Here is a 23,464-nt window from a genome sequence, read left to right on the forward strand (position 1 = left end):
AAACCCAGGTGTTTGGTCTTGGGGCTACTTCGTAGCCCAGCGGGAGCAAGCTCCCTCGCCACAACGGCTATGGGACGATCTGGCGAACCGCGAGCAGCACTAGAAAATGCGCGGGATACAATGCATACGCCCAACGCCGCATTGGCAGTGGATGAAAACGACCCGCCTGTCGCAAAAGCACCAGCCCCAGCCATGGCGCGATCAGGCAAGCCACCAGCCCCCACAACGCCACCCCATCCCCCAGCCACGCCGCGCCATACAACACCCGCCATTGGTTGGCCGCGACACAGACCAATCCCGGCAACAAGGCCAGATACAAGGAACGCTTGAATAGCAGCAACATCACCAGCGGCAGCAATACACCAAAGAAACCGAACATCAGCCGCGACGAGAACAGCACCGCCAGCAGCAATGCCGCCGCGGCCAGGCAGCGCGCTTCCAAGGTGGGCGTCTGCCAACAGCGTGCCACCCATAACCCAAGCACCAACGTAGGCATGACATTCAAGGTGGCGGGGTCGGGAATGAACAAGCGATAAGGAATTTCGCTGACGGCACTGAACAGCAACAGCCAACCCAGGTAACGCCATCGCGCATTATCGGCGCCGCTGCGCGCCAGGTTCGCCGCCATCGCCAGGCAGAACCACGGGAACGCCAGGCGTCCCGGCACGTACAGCCAATCGGCGGAAAAACCGACATATCGCAGGTGATCGAGCACCATCGACAACAATGCCAGCCATTTGAGCAGGTCCAAGGCACCGTCACGCCGATTCATGTGTGCGTCGGCCCTGGGACGTTGTGATTTTCTGACAGAAACATCACTTATGTTCCCTCGCTAATCTTGGGTAAAGTGCGCACCAACATAGACCACGACGTTGCGGACTCAAGCACGTCGAACCAAGGAACCCCCACCCGGGAATTCCGCCAGGGATCTCTTACCCAGGACTCTCTATTCAAGGAGCACGGCCATGACCGACAAGAGCCAACAATTCGCCAGCGACAACTATTCCGGCATTTGCCCCGAAGCCTGGGCGTTCATGGAAAAAGCCAACCAGGGCCACCAGCGCGCCTATGGCGACGACGAATGGACCCACCGCGCGGCGGATGATTTCCGGGCCTTGTTCGAAACCGACTGCGAAGTATTTTTTGCGTTCAACGGCACCGCGGCCAACTCCTTGGCGCTGTCGTCACTGTGCCAGAGTTACCACAGCGTGATCTGCTCGGAAACCGCCCACGTCGAAACCGATGAATGTGGCGCCCCGGAGTTCTTCTCCAACGGCTCAAAGCTGCTGGTAGCTCGCACCGAAAACGGCAAGCTGACCCCCGAGTCGATCCGCGAGATCGCGCTCAAGCGCCAGGACATTCACTATCCCAAGCCACGCGTCGTGACCCTGACCCAAGCCACGGAAGTCGGCAGTGTCTACACGCCGGATGAAATACGCGCCATCAGCATCACCTGCAAGGAACTGGGGCTGAACCTGCACATGGACGGCGCACGGTTTTCCAACGCTTGCGCTTTCCTCGACTGCACCCCGGCCGACCTGACCTGGAAAGCCGGCGTGGACGTGCTGTGCTTCGGCGGCACGAAAAACGGCATGGCGGTTGGTGAAGCGATCCTGTTCTTCAACCACGACCTGGCCGAAGACTTCGACTACCGCTGCAAACAGGCCGGGCAGTTGGCTTCGAAAATGCGCTTCCTCTCCGCGCCTTGGGTCGGCCTGCTGCAAAACGACGCCTGGCTCAAGCACGCCCGCCACGCCAACCGCTGCGCACAACTACTGGCAGAACTGGTCAGCGACATTCCCGGCGTGGATCTGATGTTCCCGGTCCAGGCCAACGGCGTGTTTCTGCAACTCTCGGAACCGGCCATCGCCGCACTGACGGCCAAGGGCTGGCGCTTCTACACCTTCATCGGCAAGGGCGGCGCACGCTTCATGTGCTCGTGGGATACCGAGGAAGCGCGGGTGCGGGAACTGGCGGCTGATATTCGGGAAGTGATGAGCGCCTGAAGCAACGACCGATATCTTCGGTTTTTTGGGCGCTGGGGGCTTTTTAGCTTTTGTGGCGAGGGAGCTTGCTCCCTCGCCACAGATAAATCCCTCCAAGTACAAGTAAATCCCTCCAGGCACAGAGGGATTTACATCTACCCGAGCGAGCAAATCAAAACTCGATCCGCACATCCCCCTTCGGCACGCTGCAGCACGACAGGATATAACCCTCGGCCTCGTCGTCCTCGGTGATCCCGCCGTTGTGCTCCATCTCCACTTCCCCGCCCAGCTTAAGCACCTTGCAGGTGCCGCAGATGCCCATGCCGCAGGCCTTGGGGATCATCATGCCGAGCTTGGCGGCGGCGGCGTGGACGGTTTCTCCCGGCCCCACGCGAATGCTCTTGCCAGAAGAGGTGAACTCCACCAGGTGCAGGTCCGCCGCATCGACCTCTGGCGCATCTGCCGCCTGTTCGGCCTGTTCCACCGCATCGGCGCGGGCTTCCGGTGGCGTGGCGCCGAAGGACTCCTCGTGGTAACGCTTCATGTCGTAGCCGGCCGCTTCCAACAAGCGCTTGACCGCGGTCATGTACGGGGTCGGCCCGCAACAGAACACCTCGCGCTCAAGGAAGTCGGGCACCATCAATTCCAGCATCTTGTGGTTCAGGTAACCGCGATACCCGGCCCACGGCTCGCCCAGGCCATGCTTTTCGCAGATCAGGTGCAAGCTGAAGTTGTCGATCCGCGACGCCATGTGTTCCAGCTCGCGGTGGTAGATGATGTCCTTTGGCGAGCGGGCGCTGTGGATAAAGGTCATGTCGACATTGGCGTTGGTGTCGTAAAACCAACGGGCCATGGACATGCACGGCGTGATTCCCACGCCACCGCTCAGGTAAAGGACCTTGGGGCTCGGGAAATCGATGGCGTTGAACAACCCCACCGGCCCGTGCACCGCCAGCTCCTGGCCTTCGTGCAGGGTGTCGTGCAACCAGTTGGAGACCTTGCCCCCCGGCACGCGCTTGATGGTCACCGAGAAACTGTAGGGGACCGACGGCGAGCTGGAGATGGTGTAGGAGCGCATGATCGGCTGGCCTTCGATTTCCAGCTCCAGGGTGACGAACTGCCCGGGCTTGAAAAAGAACATGATCGGCTGGTCGGCCATGAAGCAGAAGGTGCGCACATCCCAGGTTTCCTGGATGACTTTGACGCAACGTACGATATGTCGGCCATTGGCCCAGGTCTGGGTAGTGACCGGGTTCAGGAAGTTATTGGACATGCTGATCTCCACGGCCGACTGTCGGCCTTCATGAGGGCGATTGTGCGCAGGCGCCTGGGTGACCATTTACCTATCTGCGACATTCACATACTTATCGCGACCAGCCCCCAACGACCGGGGCTAGCGCGTCGGGAACAGATTGGGCCATGTCGCCCATGGATAAGGTTGCGCCCCTGCGCGGCCCCACACTCGCCCCAACAGATAAACAAAGTTTTCTGCCTTGCGTAGCACAACCGATTAGTCATTTTTCGCCGGCCACAAAGATGGCCATGAGGATAAAACGATGGACGTCACCACTACCCTGAGCCTGGGCGATCCGCTGGAACCCGCACGCAAGGCCACCGCGCAAATGCTGCAGGAGCGCGAGCGTACCTTTTCGCTGCCGCAACCGTTCTACAGCGATGAGCGCCTGTTTGATATCGACATGCAGGAAATCTTCCAGAAAGAATGGTTGATCGCCGGCATGACTTGCGAGATCCCGGCCAAGGGCAACTACCTGACCCTGCAAGTCGGCAAGAACCCGATCATCGTGATTCGCGGCGCCGACGGTGTGGTGCACGCCTTCCATAACGTCTGCCGCCACCGCGGTTCGCGGCTGTGCACCAGCGAAAAAGGCAAAGTCGCCAAACTGGTCTGCCACTACCACCAGTGGACCTACGAGCTGGACGGTCGCCTGCTGTTCGCCGGCACCGAGATGGGCGCCGACTTCGATATGAAGCAGTACGGCCTCAAACCGGTAAACGTGAAGACCGCTGGCGGCTACATCTTCATCAGCCTGGCCGAGAACCCGCCAGCCATCGATGACTTCCTGTCGACGCTGAACCATTACATGGAACCCTACGACATGGAGAACACCAAGGTGGCTGTGCAAACCACCTTGATGGAAAAAGCCAACTGGAAACTGGTGCTGGAGAACAACCGCGAGTGCTACCACTGCAACGCCTCGCACCCTGAACTGCTCAAGACCCTGCTGGAATGGGACGACGTCACCGACCCACGGGCCGACCAGGCCTTCAAGGACCACGTGGCCGCTTCCGCCGCCGCCTGGGACGCCGAGAAGATTCCTTACGCCCACGCCAGCTTCGGCCTGCGCAACCGCATCGTGCGCATGCCACTGCTCAAGGGCACCGTGTCGATGACCATGGACGGCAAGCAAGGCTGCGCCAAGCTGATGGGCCGCATCAAGAACCCGGACCTGGGCTCGATGCGCATCCTGCACCTGCCGCATTCGTGGAACCACTGCATGGGCGACCACATCATCGTGTTCACCGTGTGGCCGATCAGCGCCCAGGAAACCATGGTCACCACCAAGTGGCTGGTGCACAAGGATGCAGTCGAAGGCGTGGACTACGACGTGGCGCGCATGCGCGAAGTCTGGGACGCCACCAACGACCAGGACCGTCGCCTGGCCGAGGAAAACCAGCGCGGCATCAACTCCACCGCCTACCAGCCAGGCCCCTACTCCAAGACCTATGAGTTTGGCGTGGTGAACTTCGTGGACTGGTACAGCGAGCGCATGCTCAACAACCTGGGGGCTGAACCGGCGCCGTACCTCAAGGGCGTTCCAGTCCAGGGCTGACATCAAAAGCTTCGCGAGCAGGCTCGCTCCCACATTTGATCTTCGGTGCGCCCAAGATCCCTTGTGGGAGCGAGCCTGCTCGCGAAGGCGGCTCAACATTCACCTGATTACTTTGAAGACCACCGCACCGACCCATCCTCCCCAAGACAGGCGACAGGCCTGCCTTCAAGACGCTCCTTAGAACTGTATGAAATTTGACCTATAGCGAATTGCGCTACGCCAGCCGTGGCTTACAGCGTTTGGCGAACAAGTTATCCACATGGCCACCCACAGCAAATGGGGACAAGTGGGATAGGTCGGGCATTTTTTCAGCAGCAAAGTGAATAAAAACCGTGACTTATGGAAAACGACGGTTTGCCGACACTATCGGTTGTTTTTTGACCAATACTCTGTAAGCCCTGTAATACCTGGGCTGTAGAGGGGAGCGAACACCTTATCCACAGAAGCGCCAACAGTGTTTGGGGGTAAATTTGACGATTCTGTGGAAAACCCTTTGGACGGCATGTAAATCAAGGTTTTTCCGTGGTTTTCCTGATAAAAAAGATCGTTTGATCACTTTATGATCAATTCCATGAGCGGCCCGGCCCGTCTGGCTTGTAGCGTAGAGCGAACATCTTATCCACAGAAGCGCCAACAGAGATTGGGGGCAAGTTTCGGCCGGAAGGGATCGTTATTCACAAACAAAAGCCAATAAAAACCGTGGGTTAGGTTGGCTGTTTTTTGATCGCAGGCCTGGAGCGCCTGGTTTGCATGGGGTGCAGCGAGGGGCGAACAGGTTATCCACAGAGGCGCGCACAGGGATTGTGGGTAAACCCGTTAAATCCTGTGGGAGCGAGCTTGCTCGCGATGAGGGACTGAAGTCACCTTCATCGTTAACTGACAGACTGCTATCGCGAGCAAGCTCGCTCCCACAAGGGTTTCTGGTGAGGCGGTAATGACGATCAAGGCCGATGCATCAAATAAGCCTCCCCCGTCACCCGAATCAGCGGGTGCGGGAATACCTGGCAGGTTTTAACGATGCAAAAGCCATGGCGCTCATAAAAGCGCCGGGCGCCGGTATTCGCGGCATAGTCGATCAGGCTCAAGCCCTTGAGCGCCAGTTGGTCGGCACGCTGTTGCGCCAACTCGAGAAAGCGCACGCCGAGCCCCTTGTTACGCCAGCCTTCATGCAGGGCCAGGCTTGAAATATAGAGGGTGTCGGGCACTTCCATGTAGGCGTAGGGCGCCAGGACCGGATCCGTCACCGGCGCCGCCAGCGGATCCTCGCGCGTGACATAACAGTGCATCATGCCGATGACCCGGCCATCCGCCTGGGCGACCAAACAGTTCTGGTAGGAAAAATCGACATTCTCTCGGGCATAACGAGCGGCCCCTACTTCCAAGAGGTCCTGCCCTGGCTCCGCCAATTGGCTCCAGATGTAATCCGACGCACCCTCCGAAGAAATCCGGAACAGACGGGCGATCGCCCGTGCATCCGTGGGCAAGGCCGGACGAAATTCAACTTCCATTGCTGGGCTCCAATGCTTGGGCTTGATACGAGCCTCAGTTGCTCCACCAATTCCCTGTGGGAGCGAGCTTGCTCGCGATGGCGTCAGCACAGTCAACCCTGTAGTGACTGATGGATGGCTATCGCGAGCAAGCTCGCTCCCACAGGGATTCAAGGCAAGTCCGGGCTCAGCGAACCAACCCTTCCTCCACCAGCAACTTGAGAATCGCCTCGGCCCCCGCCTCCGGGCTCACGCCCTTGAGCACTTGTCCGCCTCCGCCGCTGGCCTTGGCCGTGGCGGCTTTCATGCGGTCGGCGCCGCTCTTGGCCTTGATCACTTTCAAGCGCTTGGGCCGTGGTTTGGCCGGTTGCAGGGTGGCTACCGCCAGCAGGGTGTCGTCGATCACTTCGACCTCCTCGGCATGCAACGCTCCACGCCGGGCCGGGCCGTAGGCGCTTTGCCGAGGTTTTGGCGCAGCGTTATCCACAGTGGCCAGGAACGGCAGGCGCACTTTGAGACGTCGCCGTTGGCCGCGAGGCAAGGCTTGCAGCACCAGGGCCGCGCCGTTTTCGATGGACTCGACCTGGGCCAGCCCCACCACCAGAGGCCAGCCGAGGTTTTCCGCCAACAAAAACGGCAACATGCCCGAGCCCTCGCCGGTTTCCGCCTGGCTGCCGGTGAGCACCACTTGGGCGCCAGCGTCACGTAGGTAGTCGGTCAAGGCCGGCAGGGCGTCGGCCCCGTCGGGATTTTCCAGGACGTGGAGTTCATCCAGGCCCATGCCCAGGTAGGCGCGCAGGGCCGGCTCGGCCACGTCGCCGGCGTGCAGCACTTGCAAGTCGTTGCCGGCCAGTTGCAGGCCCAGCTCCACGGCCCGGGCGTCCTGTTCGGCCCGTCGAGGTCGACCAGAGGTCGGGTGGGCGCCAATGGAGACGAGGCTGATCACTTGGGTACTCATGAACGTTTCCTTAGCTTAAGCCGCATCGCGCTTGGCTTCGTTGCGGTAAGCCTCTACCGCCGCGATCAAGGCCTGGAGAATCGCCGCGCTGTCACCAATCACCGACAGGTCTGCCCGTTTGATCATGTCGCAGCCCGGATCGAGGTTGATCGCCACCACCTTGTCGCAGGCGCCAATGCCTTGCAGGTGTTGGATCGCCCCGGAGATCCCCACGGCCACATAGACCCGCGCCGTGACCCAAGTGCCGGACGCACCGACCTGGCGATCCCGGGCCATGAAGCCATCGTCCACCGCCACCCGCGAAGCGCCTTCGGTGGCGCCCAGGGCGGCGGCGGCCTGGTGGAACAGTGCCCAGTCCTTGACCCCGTTGCCGCCGGAGAAAATGAATTCGGCCTCGGCCATCGGGATCGCACCCGGGTCCACCGCCACCGCACCGAGGTCTTCGATCCGCGACAAGCTGCGGGCCACGCTTGTGGATAACTCCACCGGCAAGGCTTCGTGACGGGTTTCGCTGACCGGCTCGGCGCATTCGGCCTCCGCCAGGATCAAGCGCGCCAACGGCCGGGCCAAGTCTTGCAGACCCGCGCCGGCGCGGCCGATGCAGTCCTCGCCCTTGACCTGCCACACCCGCGTGGCCGGACGCTCGCCCAGGGCTGCGGCAAAGCGCCGGCCCAATTCACCACCGCCGCTGCGACTGTCAGGCAGCAGCCAATGGCGTGGGTTGAACTGGTTATCCACAGCCCGCAGGCCCTGAACGCGTTGCTCCGGTGCATAACCGCTGAACTCTTCGCCATCGAGCACCAGCAAGCGGTCCACGCCTGCGGTGGCGAAGGCGCTTTCCTTGTGCTCGCCGAAGACCACCGCCATCACCGCACCGTCGCTGCCGGCCAACTGATGGGCCAGGCCCAGCAGATCGCGGTCGTGACTGCTGAGGCGGCCGCCGACCATGTCCGGGACGACGCAGATGTGGAACGCCGGTTGCGGCACCTGATGCAGCGGCAATTGCACTTCAACGGCGGCGGTGCGTTTGCTCGCCCCACCTTGCTGGGCACCGCTGCGATCGATCCGTTTGATCCCATTGGGGCCGATGAAACCGATGCCATGGACGTTCTTGCGAATGACGCCGTTGGGGCCCATCCAGCTGTGCTGCACCGGTTGCATGGCCGCGTGCAGTGGGTGCAGGCGGTTGCGGGCGATCCACTCGGCGCGAGGGTCGCGGCGGATGATGTCGCTCATTAATGCACCTCCGCGGGTTCACGTTTGGCCGGGGCCACGGGCTTGCTCGGGGCCGCGTCTTCCAGCAGCGCATCGGCCACCAGTTCGGCAATGTCCTTGATCATCGGCCGTGGTTCGACCACGCCTTCGAGCATCGCGGTGCACTGTGGACAACCCACGGCCACCAGCTCGGCACCGGTTTCGCGGATGTCGTCCATGCGCATGTCCGGGATGCGCTGCTTGCCCGGGATGTCGGTGATCGGCGCGCCACCGCCACCGCCGCAGCAACGGGAACGGAAACCGGAACGCTGCATCTCCTTGACCTCGATGCCCAGCGCCCGCAGCACTTGGCGCGGCGCCTCGTATTCGCCGTTGTAGCGACCCAGGTAGCACGGGTCGTGATAAGTCACGCTGTCGCCCTTGTGCTGGCCAAGATTCAGCGCCCCGGCGTCGATGATTTCCGCCATATAGGTGCTGTGGTGTTGCACCAGGTAGTTGCCATCGAAGGCGCCGTATTCGTTTTTCAGCACGTGGAAGCTGTGGGGGTCGCAGGTGACGATGCGGTTGAAGCTGTATTTGGCCAGGGTCTGGATGTTGCGCTTGGCCAACAGCTGGAACGTCGCTTCGTCACCCAGGCGCCGGGCCACGTCGCCGCTGTCGCGTTCTTCGAGGCCGAGCACGGCGAAGTCGATCTTCGCCGCCTTGAGCACCTTGACGAAGGCGCGCAGGGTCCGCTGGTTGCGCATGTCGAAGGCACCGTCGCCGACCCAGAACAGCACGTCGGTGGATTTCTTCTCGCTGAGCAGGTTCAGGTTCAGGTCCGCCGCCCAGTTCATCCGCCCACCCGGGGCGAAGCCGCCAGGGTTGTCGGTGGCGATGAGGTTTTCCAACACCTCGGCGCCCTTGTTCGGCGTGGCGCCTTTTTCCAGGGTCAGGTGGCGGCGCATGTCGACGATGGCATCGACGTGCTCGATCATCATCGGACATTCCTCGACGCAGGCTCGGCAGGTGGTGCAGGACCAAAGGGTCTCGGCATCCACCAGGCCGTTGACGATGGGCTGGTGCGGGTTGCCACTGTGCTCGCCCACGGGTTTGCCCGGGTAAGGGCTACCGGCGAATTTCGCATCGGTGCCGCCGGCCAGGCCGACGACCATGTCCTGGATGAGTTTTTTCGGGTTCAACGGCTGGCCGGCGGCGAACGCCGGGCAGGCCGCTTCGCACTTGCCGCACTGCACGCAAGCGTCAAAGCCGAGCAGTTGGTTCCAGGTGAAATCCTTGGGTTTTTCCACGCCCAGCGGTGCGGCGGGGTCGGTTAGGTCCAGCGGCTTCAAGCCAGTGGAACGGCCACCACCAAAGCGCTCGGCGCGGCGGTGCCAGGCCAGGTGCAGGGCACCGGCGAAGGCGTGCTTCATCGGCCCGCCCCAGGTCATGCCGAAGAACAATTCCGACACGCCCCACAACACGCCGACGCCCAGGATCGCCGCCACCAGCCAACCACCGAAGTTTTCCGGCAGGATGCCCGCCACCGGCAAGGTCACCAGGAAGAACGACGCCGAGAAGGCCAGCAGGCTTTTCGGCAGGCGCATCCACGGGCCTTTCGACAAACGCGCTGGCGGGTTGCGCCGACGCAGGTACATGAAGATCGCGCCAACGAACATCACCGCCGACATCAGCAGCAACGCATAGCCGAGGAAGCGGTTATGCAGGCCAAACCCGTGGACCAGGATCGCCAACACAATCGACGCCACCGCACCACCGGCCGTGGCAACGTGGGTGTTGGCAATGTATTTGTCCCGCGCCACCACATGGTGCAAATCCACCATGTAGCGCTTGGGCATGGCAAAGAGGCCACCGATCAGGTCGACCTTGGCCGGTCGTCCCCGGCGCCACATGTTTACCCGCCGCAAGGCGCCAAGGACCGCGAGGCCGATGGCTGCGAACAGCAGGATTGGAAGAAGGGTGTTCAACATAGGTGTTGCTCCCAAAGACCTCAGGGTCTTGCAGGTCGAGATGCCTTACTCGGTGCCTGTGGGAGCGAGCTTGCTCGCGATTGCATTCTGTCAGTCACATTTGCATTGACTGACCCACCGCTTTCGCGAGCAAGCTCGCTCCCACAGGATCATGTGCAAGCCGTTAGAAATCCTTGCACAACCGCAGGGCGTCATAGATGGCCGCGTGGGTATTACGCTGGGCCACGCAGTCGCCGATGCGGAACAGCAGGTAGCCATCGCCGCTCTGTTCCAGGCACGGCTGGGGCTTGATCGCGAACAGGGCTTCGACGTCGATCTGGCCCTTGTTGCGCGAACCCTCCTTGAGCGCGTAGTAGATTTCTTCGTCCGGCCGCACGCCGTTCTCCACCACCACCTGGTCCACCACGCGTTCTTCCTTGGCGCCGGTGTATTCGTTCTCCAGCACCGCCACCAGCTTGTCGCCTTCGCGGTAGACCTTCTCCAGCATCATGTCCCCGGTCATGATCACTTCCTTGGGGTACATGCTGCGGTAGTAGGTGGGGAACGACGTCCCGCCAATGGCCACGCCCGGCTTGATGTCGTCGGTGACGATCTCGACCTGGCTGCCCTTGTCGGCGAGGAAGTCGGCCACCGACATCCCGGTGAACTCGCAGATGGTGTCGTAGACCAGCACGTTCTTGCCCGGCGCGACCTTGCCGTCGAGTACGTCCCAACTGCTGACCACCAGCCCTTCGGCGGCGCCCCAGTGTTCGTTCTGCTCCAGGAACGGATGGCCGCCGACGGCGAGCACCACCACATCCGGACGCAGGTCCATGATGGTCGCCGCATCAGCCGCCACGCCCAGGCGCAGGTCGACCTTCAACCGCGCCAGTTCCAGCTGGAACCAACGGGTGATACCGGCGATCTGGTCCCGTTGCGGGGCCTTCGAGGCGGTGGTGATCTGCCCGCCGATGAATTCCTTCTTCTCGAACAGGGTCACATCGTGCCCACGTTCAGCGGCCACGCGCGCGGCTTCCATCCCGGCCGGGCCGGCACCGACCACCACGACTTTGCGCTTGGGCCCGGTGGACTTCTCGATGATGTGCGGCACGCCCATGTATTCACGGGACGTCGCGGCGTTCTGGATGCACAGCACGTCCAGGCCTTGGTACTGGCGGTCGATGCAGTAGTTGGCGCCGACGCACTGCTTGATCTGGTCGATCTGGCCCATCTTGATCTTGGCGATCAGGTGCGGGTCGGCGATGTGGGCACGGGTCATGCCGACCATGTCGACGTAACCGCCCTCCAGGATCCGCGTGGCCTGGTTCGGGTCCTTGATGTTCTGCGCGTGCAGCACCGGGACCTTGACCACTTCCTTGATACCGGCGGCCAAGTGCAGGAACGGCTCCGGTGGATAACTCATGTTCGGGATGACGTTGGCCAGGGTGTTGTGAGTGTCGCAACCCGAGCCCACCACGCCGATGAAATCCAGCATGCCGGTGTCGTCGTAGTACTTGGCGATCTGCTTCATGTCCTCGTGGGACAAGCCGTCCGGGTGGAACTCGTCACCGCACAGGCGCATGCCCACGCAGAAATCGTCGCCCACTTCGGCACGCACGGCCTTCAACACTTCCAGGCCGAACTTCATGCGGCCTTCAAAGCTGCCGCCCCATTCGTCGGTACGCTTGTTGACCCGCGGGCTCCAGAACTGGTCGATCATGTGTTGGTGCACCGCCGACAACTCGACGCCGTCCAGGCCACCGGCCTTGGCCCGGCGCGCGGCCTGGGCGTAGTTGCCGATCACCCGCCAGATTTCTTCCGGCTCGATGGTCTTGCAGGTAGCACGGTGCACCGGCTCGCGCACGCCGGACGGCGACATCAGGGTCGGCCAGTTGAAGCCGTCCCAGCGCGAGCGACGGCCCATGTGGGTAATCTGGATCATGATCTTGGCGCCATGCTTGTGCATGGCGTCGGCCAGGTTCTGGAAATGCGGGATGATGCGGTCGGTGGACAGGTTCACCGAGCTCCACCATTCCTGGGGGCTGTCGATGGCAACCACGGACGAGCCACCACAGATCGCCAGGCCGATGCCGCCCTTGGCCTTCTCTTCGTAATACTTCACGTACCGGTCGGTGGTCATGCCGCCGTCGGTGGCGTAGACCTCGGCGTGCGCGGTGCTGAGCACGCGGTTGCGGATGGTCAGCTTGCCGATCTGGATCGGCTGGAACATTGCTTCAAAAGCCATGGCGCGATCCTCGACTTACAACGGCTTGACGATGAACAGGCCGTCGTCGTGGCCTTCTTCGGAACCGCCGTAGACCTGCTCGGCCACGGTGCGGATCTGGCTGCCGCGCGCGGCGAGGATCTGGTCCATGGCGCCGGCGAACCAGCCGGTGAACATGTAGTCGACCTTGCGCCCGACCTTGCCGTACACATAGACGAACGCCGAGTGCTCAAGCTTCACGCTGGCGGTGCCTTTGTCCAGGTCGATGTCCTGGATCTTGAACAGGCCCCAGCCACGCTGGGACAGGCGCTTCATGTAGTGCTCGAACACCGCGACGCCTTCCAGGCCGTGGCACTCGGCTTCTTTTTCACACCAGTGCCAGGCGGATTTGTAGCCGGCCTTGTAGAGAATCTCGGCGTAGGCGTCGGCGCCCAGCACTTCCTCGATGCCCATGTGGTTGTTGACGAAGAAGTGACGCGGTACGTACAGCATCGGCAGGGCGTCGGACGTCCAGACACCGGTTTCGCTGTCGACTTCGATAGGCAGTTGCGGGGCGATCTTGGCCATGAAAACTTGACTCCGGAAATTCGTGGTATTGCCTGCGGCGCAGAGGGCCGCAGGTAGAGGATTAGCGGTGCGGTGGAGGTTATTCGCCCCAGACGTCTTTCAAGACGTTGACCCAGTTTTCCCCCATGATCTTGCGCACCACCCGCTCCGGGTGACCGCGCTTGAGCAGCGTCTCGGTGAGGTTCGGGAACTCGCCCACGGTGCGGATGCCCAGGGGGTTGATGATCTTGCCGAAGCTGGTCAGACGACGGGCATAGCCTTTGTCGTGGGTCAGCATTTCGAAGAAATCCTGGCCATGGCCCTGGGTGAAGTCGGTGCCGATGCCGATGGCGTCCTCACCGACGATGTTCATGGTGTATTCGATGGCTTCGGCGTAGTCGTCGATGGTCGAATCGATGCCCTTGGCCAGGAACGGCGCGAACATGGTCACGCCGACGAAACCACCGTGGTCGGCAATGAACTTCAGCTCTTCATCGGACTTGTTGCGCGGGTGTTCTTTGAGGCCGGACGGCAGGCAGTGGGAATAGCAGACCGGCTTCTTCGACTCGAGGATGACTTCTTCGGAAGTCTTGGAACCGACGTGGGACAGGTCGCACATGATGCCGACGCGGTTCATCTCGGCGACGATCTCGCGACCGAAGCCCGACAGGCCGCCGTCGCGCTCGTAGCAGCCGGTGCCCACCAGGTTCTGGGTGTTGTAGCACATCTGCACCACACCGACGCCGAGCTGCTTGAAGATCTCGACGTAGCCGAGCTGGTCTTCGAACGCATGGGCGTTCTGGAAGCCGAAGATGATGCCGGTCTTGCCCTGTTCCTTGGCGCGACGGATGTCGGCGGTGGTTTTCACCGGGATCACCAGGTCGCTGTTCTCGCGGATCAGTTTCTGGCTGGCGACGATGTTGTTGATAGTGGCCTGGAAACCCTCCCACACCGACACGGTGCAGTTGGCTGCGGTCAGGCCGCCCTTGCGCATGTCTTCGAACAGGTCGCGGTTCCACTTGGCAATGATCAGCCCGTCGATAACGATGCTGTCGGCGTGCAATTCGGCTGGGCTCATCAGGCAGTCCCCTTGTTAGCGATTCATGCGCCGAATCGTGTGCCGGCGCTTTGGGGCCAGCATATGCCTGAGGGCCGTCGCGACCCGGTGCAAAAACGACAGGGGAATTGCCGAAAGCGTCAATCCACGACAATGGGCTACAACGGGCCCACCCTGCCCGTCTGTTCTTTACCCGACGCTTGCGCCAGAATCCGCCGCATCACTGGTTTTCACTGGACTTGAGCGGCAACGCGATGAAATCACTTTTCCTGGCATTGGCACTGATCAGCACCCTGGCACACGCAACCGAAGACACCGAGCCCAACCCCTGCGACGAAGTTGAAAACGACGTCCAGACCCTGGCTTGCTCGGCCTATGGCAAAATCGCCGCAGAACAATTGCTGGGCGAAAACCTGCAGAGCCTCAACGAGCGCCTGCAAACCCGCTACGCCAGCGACAAGGCCCAGCTCAACGACATCACCGCCAAGGTCAAGGCCGCCCAGCAACTGTGGCAAAAACAGCGCGACGCCGACTGCGCCATCGCCGCCTTCCCGGCCAAACCCGGCAGCGACGCCTACAAAATCGCCGAAAACGACTGCATGGCCCAGGTGAGCGACGATCGGTCGGAGTTTTTGGAGTCGATTGGGCAGGAGTGATGTTTCAGGAGCCGTTTAGCACGGTAAGCTGCTTGCATCATTGGTAAAGGGATTCACATGAAAACGTGCGGCATCGAAATCAAAGGCAGCGAAGCGATCATCGCCGTTGCCTCGCTGGACCAGCAAGCGTTGAGCCACGTTGCGCTGAGCACCAAGAAAATCGCCCTGGACGACGATGACGACGCCGCCAACGTCAAGGCATTCGCCATCCAGGTGCGGACGTTCGTGACGGACAACGGCATCGAACGCATCGCCATCAAGAAGCGCAGCAAGAAGGGCGAGTTCGCCGGTGGCCCGACCACGTTCAAGATCGAAGGGGTTTTCCAGTTGCTGGACGGTTGTGAGGTGACGCTGCTGTCGCCGCAGACCATCAATGCGCAGAGCAAAAAACATGACGTCGCCCTGCCGGCGACGCTGAACAAGTATCAGCATGAGGCATACAAGGCGGCGTGTTCGGCGCTGATGAAGAAATAGACCTGCTGACACCGCCCTGTGGCGAGGGAGCTTGCTCCCGCTCGGCTGCGCAGCAGTCGTAAACCGGTTTGCAGGGTTCACCTGTTGCACCGCGGTGTCTGGTTCTGGGGCGGCTGCGCCCGAAGCGTCGGACCGACCCAGCGGGAGCAAGCTCCCTCGCCACGGGAAATTGTCCAAGTTTCAACGCTGCTGGCGATACCCCTTCAACCACTCCGCAAACGCCTTGTCCTCCAACGCATAACCACCGCGGTTGGATTTCCACACCAATTCCTTTTCACGCAACGCATCGATACACGATTGGATGGTTTGGGTACCGGGCACGACTTCGCTTCCCATGCTCTTCAATGCCTTGCTCACCGCCGCCAATGTTGAATCGGTGAAGGGCGCGAAGGGCTCGTTGTTCTGCGAGCGCTCGGCCATGACCTGCAACACGGCGCGTTGCGGCACCGTCAGGGCGTTCCAGGCGCTCTCGAATTCGGTCCAGACGCCGGCGCGCAGCATTTCGGCGCTGTTGCGCAGCAACTCACCCAAATGGCTCGCCTCACCCAGCTCCAGGGCAATTTCGCCGATGACGCTGCGCAACATCTCCGGACGGCGCCCTACCAACTCAAACGCCTGGTCCAGGTCATCGGCGTTGAACTGATTGGTCTGGGCCAAGTGTGCGTTCAAATGGGCGGTGTAGGCCTGGGTGAAGGCTTTGCCCAGCAAAGGGAACGGCGTGATGCTGGACCCGTAGAACGGTTGGTTGCGACTCAGCACCAAGTGGGCGAGCTTGTCGCGATTGGAACCGGTGAACACCAGCCGCAGACCACTGGTATCGCCCACGCGCCCCTGGTTGAGCTGGTCACGGGCCGCCTTGAGGCCGAACATCGCGTTGACCCCGGCCTCGGTGGTCAAGGCATGCTGGGCTTCATCGATTACCAACACCACGGTTTTATCCGCGGCACGGTGCAACAGCTCCAGTGCCTGGGTCAGCGTCGCCCCTTCTGGCAGTTGCGGCTGGCTGAAATCCCAGGACAACGTGCGCAAGAAGCTGAGTTTGTCGATGCCCATGGATTTGGCGAGCTTGCGGATGCCCTTCTCATAAGGCACCAGCGCCCCGGCGATGGCCGAAGCGATCAAGTCGGCAGGATCCTTCTCCTTGTTGGCCCAAAGGTCGACGTAGACCGCGAGCCAACCTCGCATCTCGCATTCGGGAATCAAGTCCTCGCGCAGGAACGTACTTTTTCCGGTACGCCTTGGCGCGGCCAGGAACAGGCCTGAGGTGTAATCCTGGATCCCCGCGCCGACCAGCCCATCGACAATATTGCGGGCCAGATCGGGACGCCGGAAAACAAAACCGGGGTGCTTGGACATGGTTTTATACTCAATTATTGCGACAGGTATAATTTATAGTCGCGAGTATAATTGAGTATAAAAGCCTGTCAAACCAGCTCCCGACCGTCCCCCTGCCGCCGCCGATCCTCCCGCGGACACCGCGCGAACCGGGTCCGATAGCTGCGGGTGAAATACGACGGCGACTCAAACCCGCAGGCGATGCTCACTTCCAGCACGCTCATGTCGGTCTGGCGCAGCAACTGCCGGGCCTTTTCCAGGCGCAGGCGTAGGTAGAAGTTGCTCGGCGTGTCGTTCAGGTGCAGGCGGAACAGCCTTTCGAGCTGGCGACGAGTGACGTTGATCGACTCGGCCAGGGCCAAAGTACTCAGTGGTGGTTCACTGTGGGTTTCCATCTCGCCAATGACGTGCGCCAGCTTCTTGTTGCGAATGCCGTAGCGGTTGGCGATTTCCATGCGCTGGTGATCTTTGCGCGGACGGATGCGGCCGAGCACGAATTGCTCGCTGACCTGGATCGCCAGTTCCGAACCGTGGGCTTGGCCGATCAGGTCCAGCATCAGGTCGATGGACGCGGTGCCGCCCGCACAGGTGATACGGCGACGGTCGATTTCGAACAGCTCCTGGGTCACGCCAAGCTGTGGATAAGACTCCTTGAATGCCTCGATGGCTTCCCAGTGCAACGTCACCCGGTGCCCTTCCAGCAGCCCCGCCTCGGCCAGGACCACGCTGCCGGTGTCGATGCCGCCCAGGATCACGCCTTCGTTGTCCAGCCGATGCAGCCAGCGTTCCAGTGCCGGGGTGGCGAACTTCAGCGGCTCGAACCCCGCCACCACCCAGAGGGTCGCGCCTTTCTTCAAGGGCTCCAGCGCGGCATCGGCGTTGACCGACATGCCATTGCTCGCCAGCACCGCCCCGCCGTCGATGCTCAATACATGCCAGCGGTACAGCTCGCCGCGAAAGCGATTGGCGACCCGCAACGGCTCGATGGCCGAGATGAAACCGATGGCCGAGAAACCCGGCATCAACAAGAAGTAGAAATCCTGGGACATGGAGCGCACTCGGTTGACGGGCAGCGTGCGGACCTTGATACGCCAGTTGCAACAACCGTTCAAGAGTCGCTGCTGTGCAAGAGCACGTCGCCGCTGTGCGTTTTGCCCTGCCCGGGGCTGCGTAACGTGGCATCACCGGCGCACAGACACCGGGCCCCATAACAATAAGCTGCCGAGGAACCTGACAATGAAACGACTGATCAGCTACTGCGTTCTTGCACTCAGCGCCACCGAGCTTTTGAGCCCGGCCGCCATGGCCGCCGAGCCCGCAGCCTGCCAGAACGTACGCCTGGGCGTGGTCAACTGGACCGACGTCATCGCCACCAGCGCCCTGACCCAAGTGATGCTCGACGGCCTCGGCTACAAGACCAAGCAGACCAGCGCCTCCCAGCAAATCATCTTCGCCGGCATCCGCGACCAGCGCCTGGACCTGTTCCTGGGCTATTGGAACCCGTTGATGACCCAGACCATCACCCCGTTCGTCGAGGCCAAGCAGGTCAAGGTGCTGGAGCAGCCCAGCCTCAAGGACGCCCGCGCCACCCTGGCCGTGCCGACCTACCTGGCCGACAAGGGCCTGAAGACCTTTGCCGACATCGCCAAATTCGAAAAAGAGTTGGGCGGCAAGATCTACGGCATCGAACCCGGCTCCGGCGCCAATACCCAGATCAAGGCGATGATTGCCAAGAACCAGTTCGGCCTGGGCAAATTCCAACTGGTGGAGTCCAGCGAAGCCGGCATGCTCGCCGCCGTGGACCGTGCCGTGCGGCGCAAGGAAGCCGTGGTGTTCTTCGGCTGGGCCCCGCACCCGATGAACGTCAACGTGCAAATGACCTACCTCACCGGCAGCGAAGACGCCCTCGGCCCGAACGAAGGCATGGCCACCGTCTGGACCGTCACCGCGCCGAACTACGCCGAGCAATGCCCGAACGTCGGTCGCTTGCTGAGCAACCTGACCTTCACCGCCGAAGACGAGAGCCGGATGATGCAACCGTTGCTCGATCACAAGGACCCGCTCGAATCGGCCCGGCAATGGCTCAAGGATCATCCGCAAGACAAACAACGTTGGCTCGAAGGCGTGACCACCTTCGACGGCAAGCCGGCCGCCGACAACCTGAAACTCACCAGCGACTGATCAACCGATCGCCATCTGCGCAGCAGTACAAGGGGCTGCGCAGTGACTCACCACGCCTGAAGGAACCCGCACCATGAACCACGACGTCATCATCACCTGCGCACTCACCGGTGCTGGCGACACGACCGCCAAGAGCCCCCACGTACCGGTCACTCCAAAACAGATCGCTGCCGCTGCCGTCGAGGCGGCGAAAGCCGGGGCCACGGTGGTCCATTGCCACGTCCGCGACCCGCAGACCGGCAAGTTCAGCCGCGACGTGGCGTTGTACCGCGAAGTGATGGAGCGCATCCGTGAGGCGGACGTGGACATCATCGTCAACCTCACCGCCGGCATGGGCGGCGACCTGGAGATCGGCGGCGGCGAACGACCGATGGAGTTCGGCCCCAACACCGACCTGGTAGGCCCGCTGACCCGCCTGGCTCACGTCGAGGAGCTGCTGCCGGAAATCTGCACATTGGATTGCGGCACCCTGAACTTCGGCGACGGCGACACCATTTACGTTTCCACCCCGGCACAACTGCGGGCCGGCGCCAAGCGCATCACTGAGCTGGGGGTCAAGGCCGAGCTGGAGATCTTCGACACCGGTCACCTGTGGTTCGCCAAGCAACTGATCAAGGAAGGCCTGCTGGACAACCCGCTGTTCCAGCTCTGCCTGGGCATCCCGTGGGGGGCTCCGGCCGACACCACCACCATGAAAGCCATGGTCGACAACCTGCCGGCCGACGCGGTGTGGGCCGGCTTCGGCATCGGTCGCATGCAAATGCCGATGGCCGCCCAGGCGGTACTGCTGGGGGGCAACGTGCGGGTCGGGCTGGAAGACAACCTTTGGCTGGACAAAGGCGTGCTCGCCACCAACGGCCAACTGGTGGAGCGCGCCGGAGAAATCCTCAGCCGCCTTGGGGCTCGCGTGCTCACGCCGGCGGAAGGTCGCAAGAAAATGGGCCTGGTGCAGCGCGGCTAAACCGAATCGACGCATAACCCTGTGGGAGCGAGCTCGCTCGCGATAGCGATATTCCAGCCTTCGACGATGCGTCGGAAGTACCGCCGCCATCGCGAGCAAGCTCGCTCCCACAGGTGATTTTCACTCTTTTCAGGAAACCACCATGAGCTTTATCACCGACATCAAGACCTTCGCCGCCCTGGGCAGCGGTGTGATCGGCAGCGGCTGGGTCAGCCGGGCCCTGGCCCATGGCCTCGACGTTGTCGCCTGGGACCCGGCGCCGGGTGCCGAGGCGGCACTGCGCAAACGCGTCGCCAATGCCTGGGGCGCCCTGGAGAAACAGGGCTTGGCCCCCGGCGCTTCGCAGGATCGGCTGCGCTTTGTCGCCACCATCGAAGAATGCGTGCGCGACGCTGATTTCATCCAGGAAAGCGCTCCCGAGCGACTGGAACTCAAGCTCGAACTGCACGCCCAGATCAGCGCCGCCGCCAAGCCAAACGCGTTGATCGGCTCCAGTACCTCGGGCCTGCTGCCAAGCGAGTTCTATGAGAACGCCACCCACCCGGAACGCTGTGTGGTCGGGCACCCGTTCAACCCGGTCTACTTGTTGCCACTGGTGGAGGTGGTCGGCGGCAAGAACACCGCCCCCAAAGCGGTGCAAGCAGCGATGGAAGTCTACGAATCCCTCGGCATGCGGCCATTGCACGTACGCAAGGAAGTCCCCGGCTTCATCGCCGACCGCCTGCTCGAAGCGCTGTGGCGCGAAGCCCTGCACCTGGTCAACGACGGTGTCGCCACCACCGGGGAAATCGACGATGCGATCCGTTTTGGCGCCGGCCTGCGCTGGTCATTCATGGGCACGTTCCTGACCTACACCCTGGCCGGCGGCGATGCCGGCATGCGGCATTTCATGGCCCAATTCGGCCCGGCGTTGCAACTGCCCTGGACCTACCTGCCGGCGCCGGAGCTGACCGAGAAATTGATCGATGATGTGGTGAACGGCACGAGCGAGCAATTGGGCAGCCACAGCATCTCGGCCCTGGAGCGCTATCGTGATGATTGCCTGCTGGCGGTGCTGGAGGCAGTGAAAGCCACTAAAGAAAAGCATGGAATGACCTTCGCTGAGTAAACCTTGGTTTTTTGGGCCAGCAAGGCTGGCCCATCGCGAGCAAGCTCGCTCCCACATTGGTTCTGTGTCGCTCACAAAACCTGTGGGAGCGAGCTTGCTCGCGATAGCGGCCTCCCAGTCACCACAACTGTCGGAACCAACGTCATGCCCACCCTCACCCCCTACCAAACCCGCATCCTCCCCGAATGGGTCGATTACAACGGCCATCTGCGCGATGCCTTCTACTTGCTGATCTTCAGCTACGCCACCGACGCGCTGATGGACCGGCTCGGCCTGGACAGCCAGAACCGCGAAGCCAGCGGCCACTCCTTGTTCACCCTCGAACTGCACCTCAACTACTTGCACGAAGTGAAGCTCGGCGCAGATGTCGAGGTGCACACGCAGCTCATCGGCCATGACACCAAACGCTTGCACCTCTACCACAGCCTGCACCTGGTCGGCGGTGATAAAGAGCTGGCCGGCAATGAACAGATGTTGCTGCATGTCGACCTGGCCGGCCCGCGCTCAGCGCCATTCACCGAACAGACCCTGGGCCGACTCAAAGCCCTGTTGGACAGCCAAGCCGACCTGCCGACACCGACCTGCATCGGTCGGGTCATCGCCCTGCCACCCGCCCGATAAGCCTCGACCAGGAGATCGCCATGAACACCGCTGCCGCTGTTGCCGACTTCCGACGCTATCCGCTTGTCCAGGCATTGACCGCTGCGACCCCCTTGACCGACCGGGTGCAAGTGACGTGGGCCGACGGCCGGGTCAGCCCGTTCCATCATCAGTGGCTAAGGGACAACTGCCCGTGCCCGCAATGCGTCTACAGCGTTACCCGCGAGCAGGTCCTGGAGATTGTCGATGTCCCGGAAGACGTGACGCCCCGCCACATCAACATCGACGACGCGGGCCATCTGTGTGTGGTTTGGCAGGATGGCCACCGAAGCCTATTCGATCCGGGCTGGTTGCGCGCCCATGCGTATGACGATCAATCCAGGGCCGAACGCCTGGCGAGCAAGCCGCATCGCCAGCTGTGGCGGCATGACCTGAAACTGCCGGTGTTCGAATACCAGCCACTGATGACGGATGCCGACGCGCTGCTGCAATGGCTTTTGGCGGTGCGCGACATCGGCCTGACCCAAGTACGCGGCGTGCCCACCGAGCCCGGCTCGCTGAAACAGATCGCCCAACGCATTTCCTTTATCCGCGAGAGCAACTTCGGCGTGCTGTTCAACGTGCAGTCCAAGGCCGATGCCGACAGCAACGCCTACACCGCTTTCAACCTGCCGCTGCACAGCGACCTGCCGACCCGTGAGCTGCAGCCGGGGCTGCAGTTCTTGCATTGCCTGGTGAACGACGCCGACGGCGGCGAGAGCATTTTTGTCGACGGCTTTGCCATTGCCGAGACGCTGCGCCAGGAAGACCCCGAGGCCTTCGACGCGCTGTGCCAGATCCCGGTGGAGTTTCGCAACAAGGACCGCCACAGCGACTACCGCTGCCTGGCGCCCATCATCGCGCTGGATGCGCTGGGGCAGGTCGCGGAAATCCGCATGGCGAACTTCCTGCGTGGGCCGTTCGACACCTCGGTCGAGCAGATGCCCAGGCTTTACCGCGCCTACCGCCGCTTCATCGCCCTGACCCGCGAGCCGCAATTTCGCCTGGTACAGCGCCTCGAACCCGGCCAGTTCTGGTGCTTCGACAACCGCCGCACCCTCCACGCCCGCAACGCCTTCGACCCGGCCACCGGGGCCCGGCATTTCCAGGGGTGTTATGTGGATCGGGATGAGTTGTTGTCGCGGATTCTGGTGTTGCAACGCTAGACCGCGTCATCGTTCATCGCGAGCAAGCTCGCTCCCACAGGCGGCCGCATTCCCCTGTGGGAGCGAGCTTGCTCGCGATAGCGCCCGATCAAACAACGCACTTTCCCCAGATTCACACAGGCAAAAAAATCCCCGATCAAGCCGTGACAGGATCGGGGCAGGAGCGTTACTGGAGGAGCCGTCGCGCGAGGGTGACCAAACCATCGTGATTCAGCTTGGGGCCAGTGTGCCCAGTCCAGGCCTGGGCAAGTTAGCCGAAAACGACGCCTCCATAGTCATTCATGACATTGCGACCATTTACCCTTGCCGCCGCTTCGGGTGGCTACCAGAATCGAGACACGACCCCAATCCCTGAACAAGGAAAAGCGTCATGATGCACGCCGATTTGATCGACCAGGAAGACCTGCTGGGCCACCTCAAGGCCCTGGGACTGCAAATACCCAGCGGCTCCACCGCCGAGCAGGCATGCGAATGCGCCGTGCGCGGGCTGGACAGGGCCCGCGCCAATGAATTGCGGCGGATGGTCAAGGACATGTACACCAGCAGCGCCACCATCCTGCCGGCCGTGCGCCAGGCGATCGATAAGCAGCTGTTGCCGGCATTGACGCAATACCAGCAGAACCATAGCGCCTGACCTTGTGGCGAGGGAGCTTGCTCCCGCTGGGCTGCGT

21 protein-coding genes are annotated in these 23,464 nt (G+C 62.0%); 10 read left to right on the forward strand and 11 right to left on the reverse strand.

Features of this window, described 5'->3' with window-relative positions:
* Positions 1–67: 67 nt before the first annotated feature.
* Positions 68–772, reverse strand: a complete 705-nt coding sequence (locus ACLH0I_RS27210; protein ID WP_411385828.1) for a TraX family protein — start codon at positions 770–772, stop codon at positions 68–70.
* Between the two features lie 193 nt (positions 773–965).
* On the opposite strand from ACLH0I_RS27210, the gene ACLH0I_RS27215 reads away from it, so the two are divergent.
* Positions 966–2,006, forward strand: coding sequence for a low specificity L-threonine aldolase (locus tag ACLH0I_RS27215; protein ID WP_411385829.1), 1,041 nt, complete (start codon positions 966–968; stop codon positions 2,004–2,006).
* A 151-nt stretch (positions 2,007–2,157) separates the two neighbouring features.
* Here ACLH0I_RS27215 and gbcB read toward each other — a convergent pair whose 3' ends face one another.
* On the reverse strand, positions 2,158–3,258 hold the full coding sequence (gene gbcB, locus ACLH0I_RS27220) for a glycine-betaine demethylase subunit GbcB (protein WP_249877141.1): 1,101 nt from the start codon (positions 3,256–3,258) through the stop codon (positions 2,158–2,160).
* Between the two features lie 283 nt (positions 3,259–3,541).
* Here gbcB and gbcA point away from each other — a divergent pair, with 283 nt between their 5' ends.
* Positions 3,542–4,837: a glycine-betaine demethylase subunit GbcA gene (gene gbcA / locus ACLH0I_RS27225; protein ID WP_186729152.1), complete on the forward strand. Its 1,296-nt coding sequence runs from the start codon at positions 3,542–3,544 to the stop codon at positions 4,835–4,837.
* 941 nt (positions 4,838–5,778) lie between these two features.
* On the opposite strand, the gene ACLH0I_RS27230 is transcribed toward gbcA, so the two are convergent.
* The 7 genes from ACLH0I_RS27230 to ACLH0I_RS27260 all read right to left on the reverse strand — a co-directional run bounded on the left by ACLH0I_RS27230 (position 5,779) and on the right by ACLH0I_RS27260 (position 14,294).
* On the reverse strand, positions 5,779–6,345 hold the full coding sequence (locus ACLH0I_RS27230) for an N-acetyltransferase family protein (protein ID WP_411385830.1): 567 nt from the start codon (positions 6,343–6,345) through the stop codon (positions 5,779–5,781).
* A gap of 166 nt (positions 6,346–6,511) precedes the next feature.
* Positions 6,512–7,282, reverse strand: coding sequence for an electron transfer flavoprotein subunit beta (locus ACLH0I_RS27235; RefSeq protein ID WP_411385831.1), 771 nt, complete (start codon positions 7,280–7,282; stop codon positions 6,512–6,514).
* Between the two features lie 15 nt (positions 7,283–7,297).
* Positions 7,298–8,518: an electron transfer flavoprotein subunit alpha/FixB family protein gene (locus ACLH0I_RS27240; RefSeq protein WP_411385832.1), complete on the reverse strand. Its 1,221-nt coding sequence runs from the start codon at positions 8,516–8,518 to the stop codon at positions 7,298–7,300.
* Entirely contained in the window at positions 8,518–10,467 is a 1,950-nt protein-coding gene (dgcB, locus tag ACLH0I_RS27245; RefSeq protein WP_411385833.1) for a dimethylglycine demethylation protein DgcB, read from the reverse strand. Before dgcB ends, ACLH0I_RS27240 begins: the two co-directional genes overlap by 1 nt.
* 163 nt (positions 10,468–10,630) lie before the next feature.
* Positions 10,631–12,691, reverse strand: a complete 2,061-nt coding sequence (dgcA, locus tag ACLH0I_RS27250) for a dimethylglycine demethylation protein DgcA (RefSeq protein ID WP_060740286.1) — start codon at positions 12,689–12,691, stop codon at positions 10,631–10,633.
* A gap of 15 nt (positions 12,692–12,706) precedes the next feature.
* Positions 12,707–13,237: a DUF5943 domain-containing protein gene (locus ACLH0I_RS27255; RefSeq protein ID WP_018612374.1), complete on the reverse strand. Its 531-nt coding sequence runs from the start codon at positions 13,235–13,237 to the stop codon at positions 12,707–12,709.
* A 79-nt stretch (positions 13,238–13,316) separates the two neighbouring features.
* Positions 13,317–14,294, reverse strand: coding sequence for a dipeptidase (locus ACLH0I_RS27260; RefSeq protein WP_030139307.1), 978 nt, complete (start codon positions 14,292–14,294; stop codon positions 13,317–13,319).
* Positions 14,295–14,527: 233 nt separating this feature from the next.
* On the opposite strand from ACLH0I_RS27260, the gene ACLH0I_RS27265 reads away from it, so the two are divergent.
* A complete protein-coding gene (locus ACLH0I_RS27265) occupies positions 14,528–14,929 on the forward strand; it encodes a lysozyme inhibitor LprI family protein (protein ID WP_411387562.1) in 402 nt (133 codons plus the stop codon).
* A gap of 57 nt (positions 14,930–14,986) precedes the next feature.
* The gene (locus tag ACLH0I_RS27270; RefSeq protein ID WP_411385834.1) at positions 14,987–15,403 is read left to right on the forward strand and encodes a DUF3010 family protein; all 417 of its coding nucleotides are present in this window, start codon (positions 14,987–14,989) and stop codon (positions 15,401–15,403) included.
* A gap of 180 nt (positions 15,404–15,583) precedes the next feature.
* Here ACLH0I_RS27270 and ACLH0I_RS27275 read toward each other — a convergent pair whose 3' ends face one another.
* Entirely contained in the window at positions 15,584–16,759 is a 1,176-nt protein-coding gene (locus tag ACLH0I_RS27275; protein ID WP_411385835.1) for a hypothetical protein, read from the reverse strand.
* Between the two features lie 68 nt (positions 16,760–16,827).
* A complete protein-coding gene (locus ACLH0I_RS27280) occupies positions 16,828–17,787 on the reverse strand; it encodes a GlxA family transcriptional regulator (RefSeq protein ID WP_411385836.1) in 960 nt (319 codons plus the stop codon).
* Between the two features lie 187 nt (positions 17,788–17,974).
* Between ACLH0I_RS27280 and choX the strand changes: the two genes are divergently transcribed.
* The 6 genes from choX to ACLH0I_RS27310 all read left to right on the forward strand — a co-directional run bounded on the left by choX (position 17,975) and on the right by ACLH0I_RS27310 (position 23,427).
* The gene (gene choX, locus ACLH0I_RS27285) at positions 17,975–18,919 is read left to right on the forward strand and encodes a choline ABC transporter substrate-binding protein (protein WP_411385837.1); all 945 of its coding nucleotides are present in this window, start codon (positions 17,975–17,977) and stop codon (positions 18,917–18,919) included.
* A 73-nt stretch (positions 18,920–18,992) separates the two neighbouring features.
* Entirely contained in the window at positions 18,993–19,880 is an 888-nt protein-coding gene (locus ACLH0I_RS27290; RefSeq protein WP_186707128.1) for a 3-keto-5-aminohexanoate cleavage protein, read from the forward strand.
* 142 nt (positions 19,881–20,022) lie between these two features.
* Positions 20,023–20,988 carry an L-carnitine dehydrogenase gene (locus ACLH0I_RS27295; protein ID WP_411385838.1) on the forward strand — a complete coding sequence of 322 codons (966 nt, stop codon included), beginning with the start codon at positions 20,023–20,025 and terminating at the stop codon, positions 20,986–20,988.
* A gap of 144 nt (positions 20,989–21,132) precedes the next feature.
* Positions 21,133–21,609, forward strand: coding sequence for a thioesterase family protein (locus tag ACLH0I_RS27300; RefSeq protein ID WP_250962177.1), 477 nt, complete (start codon positions 21,133–21,135; stop codon positions 21,607–21,609).
* A gap of 20 nt (positions 21,610–21,629) precedes the next feature.
* A complete protein-coding gene (locus ACLH0I_RS27305; RefSeq protein WP_411385839.1) occupies positions 21,630–22,793 on the forward strand; it encodes a gamma-butyrobetaine dioxygenase in 1,164 nt (387 codons plus the stop codon).
* 370 nt (positions 22,794–23,163) lie between these two features.
* A complete protein-coding gene (locus ACLH0I_RS27310; RefSeq protein ID WP_186707124.1) occupies positions 23,164–23,427 on the forward strand; it encodes a hypothetical protein in 264 nt (87 codons plus the stop codon).
* Positions 23,428–23,464: the final 37 nt, after the last annotated feature.

The sequence above is a fragment of the Pseudomonas sp. MPB03 genome (assembly GCF_046605385.1).
In the GTDB taxonomy this organism is placed as follows: Bacteria; Pseudomonadota; Gammaproteobacteria; order Pseudomonadales; family Pseudomonadaceae; genus Aquipseudomonas; species Aquipseudomonas zanjanensis.

Excerpts from the sequence above, each read along its gene's own strand:
- ACLH0I_RS27300 (WP_250962177.1), top strand. The coding sequence starts at position 21,133 with ATGCCCACCCTCACCCCCTACCAAACCCGCATCCTCCCCGAATGGGTC.
- ACLH0I_RS27275 (WP_411385835.1), bottom strand. The coding sequence starts at position 16,759 with ATGTCCAAGCACCCCGGTTTTGTTTTCCGGCGTCCCGATCTGGCCCGC.
- ACLH0I_RS27295 (WP_411385838.1), top strand. The coding sequence starts at position 20,023 with ATGAGCTTTATCACCGACATCAAGACCTTCGCCGCCCTGGGCAGCGGT.
- ACLH0I_RS27215 (WP_411385829.1), top strand. The coding sequence starts at position 966 with ATGACCGACAAGAGCCAACAATTCGCCAGCGACAACTATTCCGGCATT.
- gbcA (WP_186729152.1), top strand. The coding sequence starts at position 3,542 with ATGGACGTCACCACTACCCTGAGCCTGGGCGATCCGCTGGAACCCGCA.
- dgcB (WP_411385833.1), bottom strand. The coding sequence starts at position 10,467 with ATGTTGAACACCCTTCTTCCAATCCTGCTGTTCGCAGCCATCGGCCTC.
- dgcA (WP_060740286.1), bottom strand. The coding sequence starts at position 12,691 with ATGGCTTTTGAAGCAATGTTCCAGCCGATCCAGATCGGCAAGCTGACC.
- ACLH0I_RS27260 (WP_030139307.1), bottom strand. The coding sequence starts at position 14,294 with ATGAGCCCAGCCGAATTGCACGCCGACAGCATCGTTATCGACGGGCTG.
- choX (WP_411385837.1), top strand. The coding sequence starts at position 17,975 with ATGAAACGACTGATCAGCTACTGCGTTCTTGCACTCAGCGCCACCGAG.
- ACLH0I_RS27210 (WP_411385828.1), bottom strand. The coding sequence starts at position 772 with ATGAATCGGCGTGACGGTGCCTTGGACCTGCTCAAATGGCTGGCATTG.
- ACLH0I_RS27280 (WP_411385836.1), bottom strand. The coding sequence starts at position 17,787 with ATGTCCCAGGATTTCTACTTCTTGTTGATGCCGGGTTTCTCGGCCATC.
- ACLH0I_RS27265 (WP_411387562.1), top strand. The coding sequence starts at position 14,528 with ATGAAATCACTTTTCCTGGCATTGGCACTGATCAGCACCCTGGCACAC.
- ACLH0I_RS27310 (WP_186707124.1), top strand. The coding sequence starts at position 23,164 with ATGATGCACGCCGATTTGATCGACCAGGAAGACCTGCTGGGCCACCTC.
- ACLH0I_RS27235 (WP_411385831.1), bottom strand. The coding sequence starts at position 7,282 with ATGAGTACCCAAGTGATCAGCCTCGTCTCCATTGGCGCCCACCCGACC.
- ACLH0I_RS27255 (WP_018612374.1), bottom strand. The coding sequence starts at position 13,237 with ATGGCCAAGATCGCCCCGCAACTGCCTATCGAAGTCGACAGCGAAACC.
- ACLH0I_RS27290 (WP_186707128.1), top strand. The coding sequence starts at position 18,993 with ATGAACCACGACGTCATCATCACCTGCGCACTCACCGGTGCTGGCGAC.
- ACLH0I_RS27230 (WP_411385830.1), bottom strand. The coding sequence starts at position 6,345 with ATGGAAGTTGAATTTCGTCCGGCCTTGCCCACGGATGCACGGGCGATC.
- ACLH0I_RS27305 (WP_411385839.1), top strand. The coding sequence starts at position 21,630 with ATGAACACCGCTGCCGCTGTTGCCGACTTCCGACGCTATCCGCTTGTC.
- gbcB (WP_249877141.1), bottom strand. The coding sequence starts at position 3,258 with ATGTCCAATAACTTCCTGAACCCGGTCACTACCCAGACCTGGGCCAAT.
- ACLH0I_RS27270 (WP_411385834.1), top strand. The coding sequence starts at position 14,987 with ATGAAAACGTGCGGCATCGAAATCAAAGGCAGCGAAGCGATCATCGCC.
- ACLH0I_RS27240 (WP_411385832.1), bottom strand. The coding sequence starts at position 8,518 with ATGAGCGACATCATCCGCCGCGACCCTCGCGCCGAGTGGATCGCCCGC.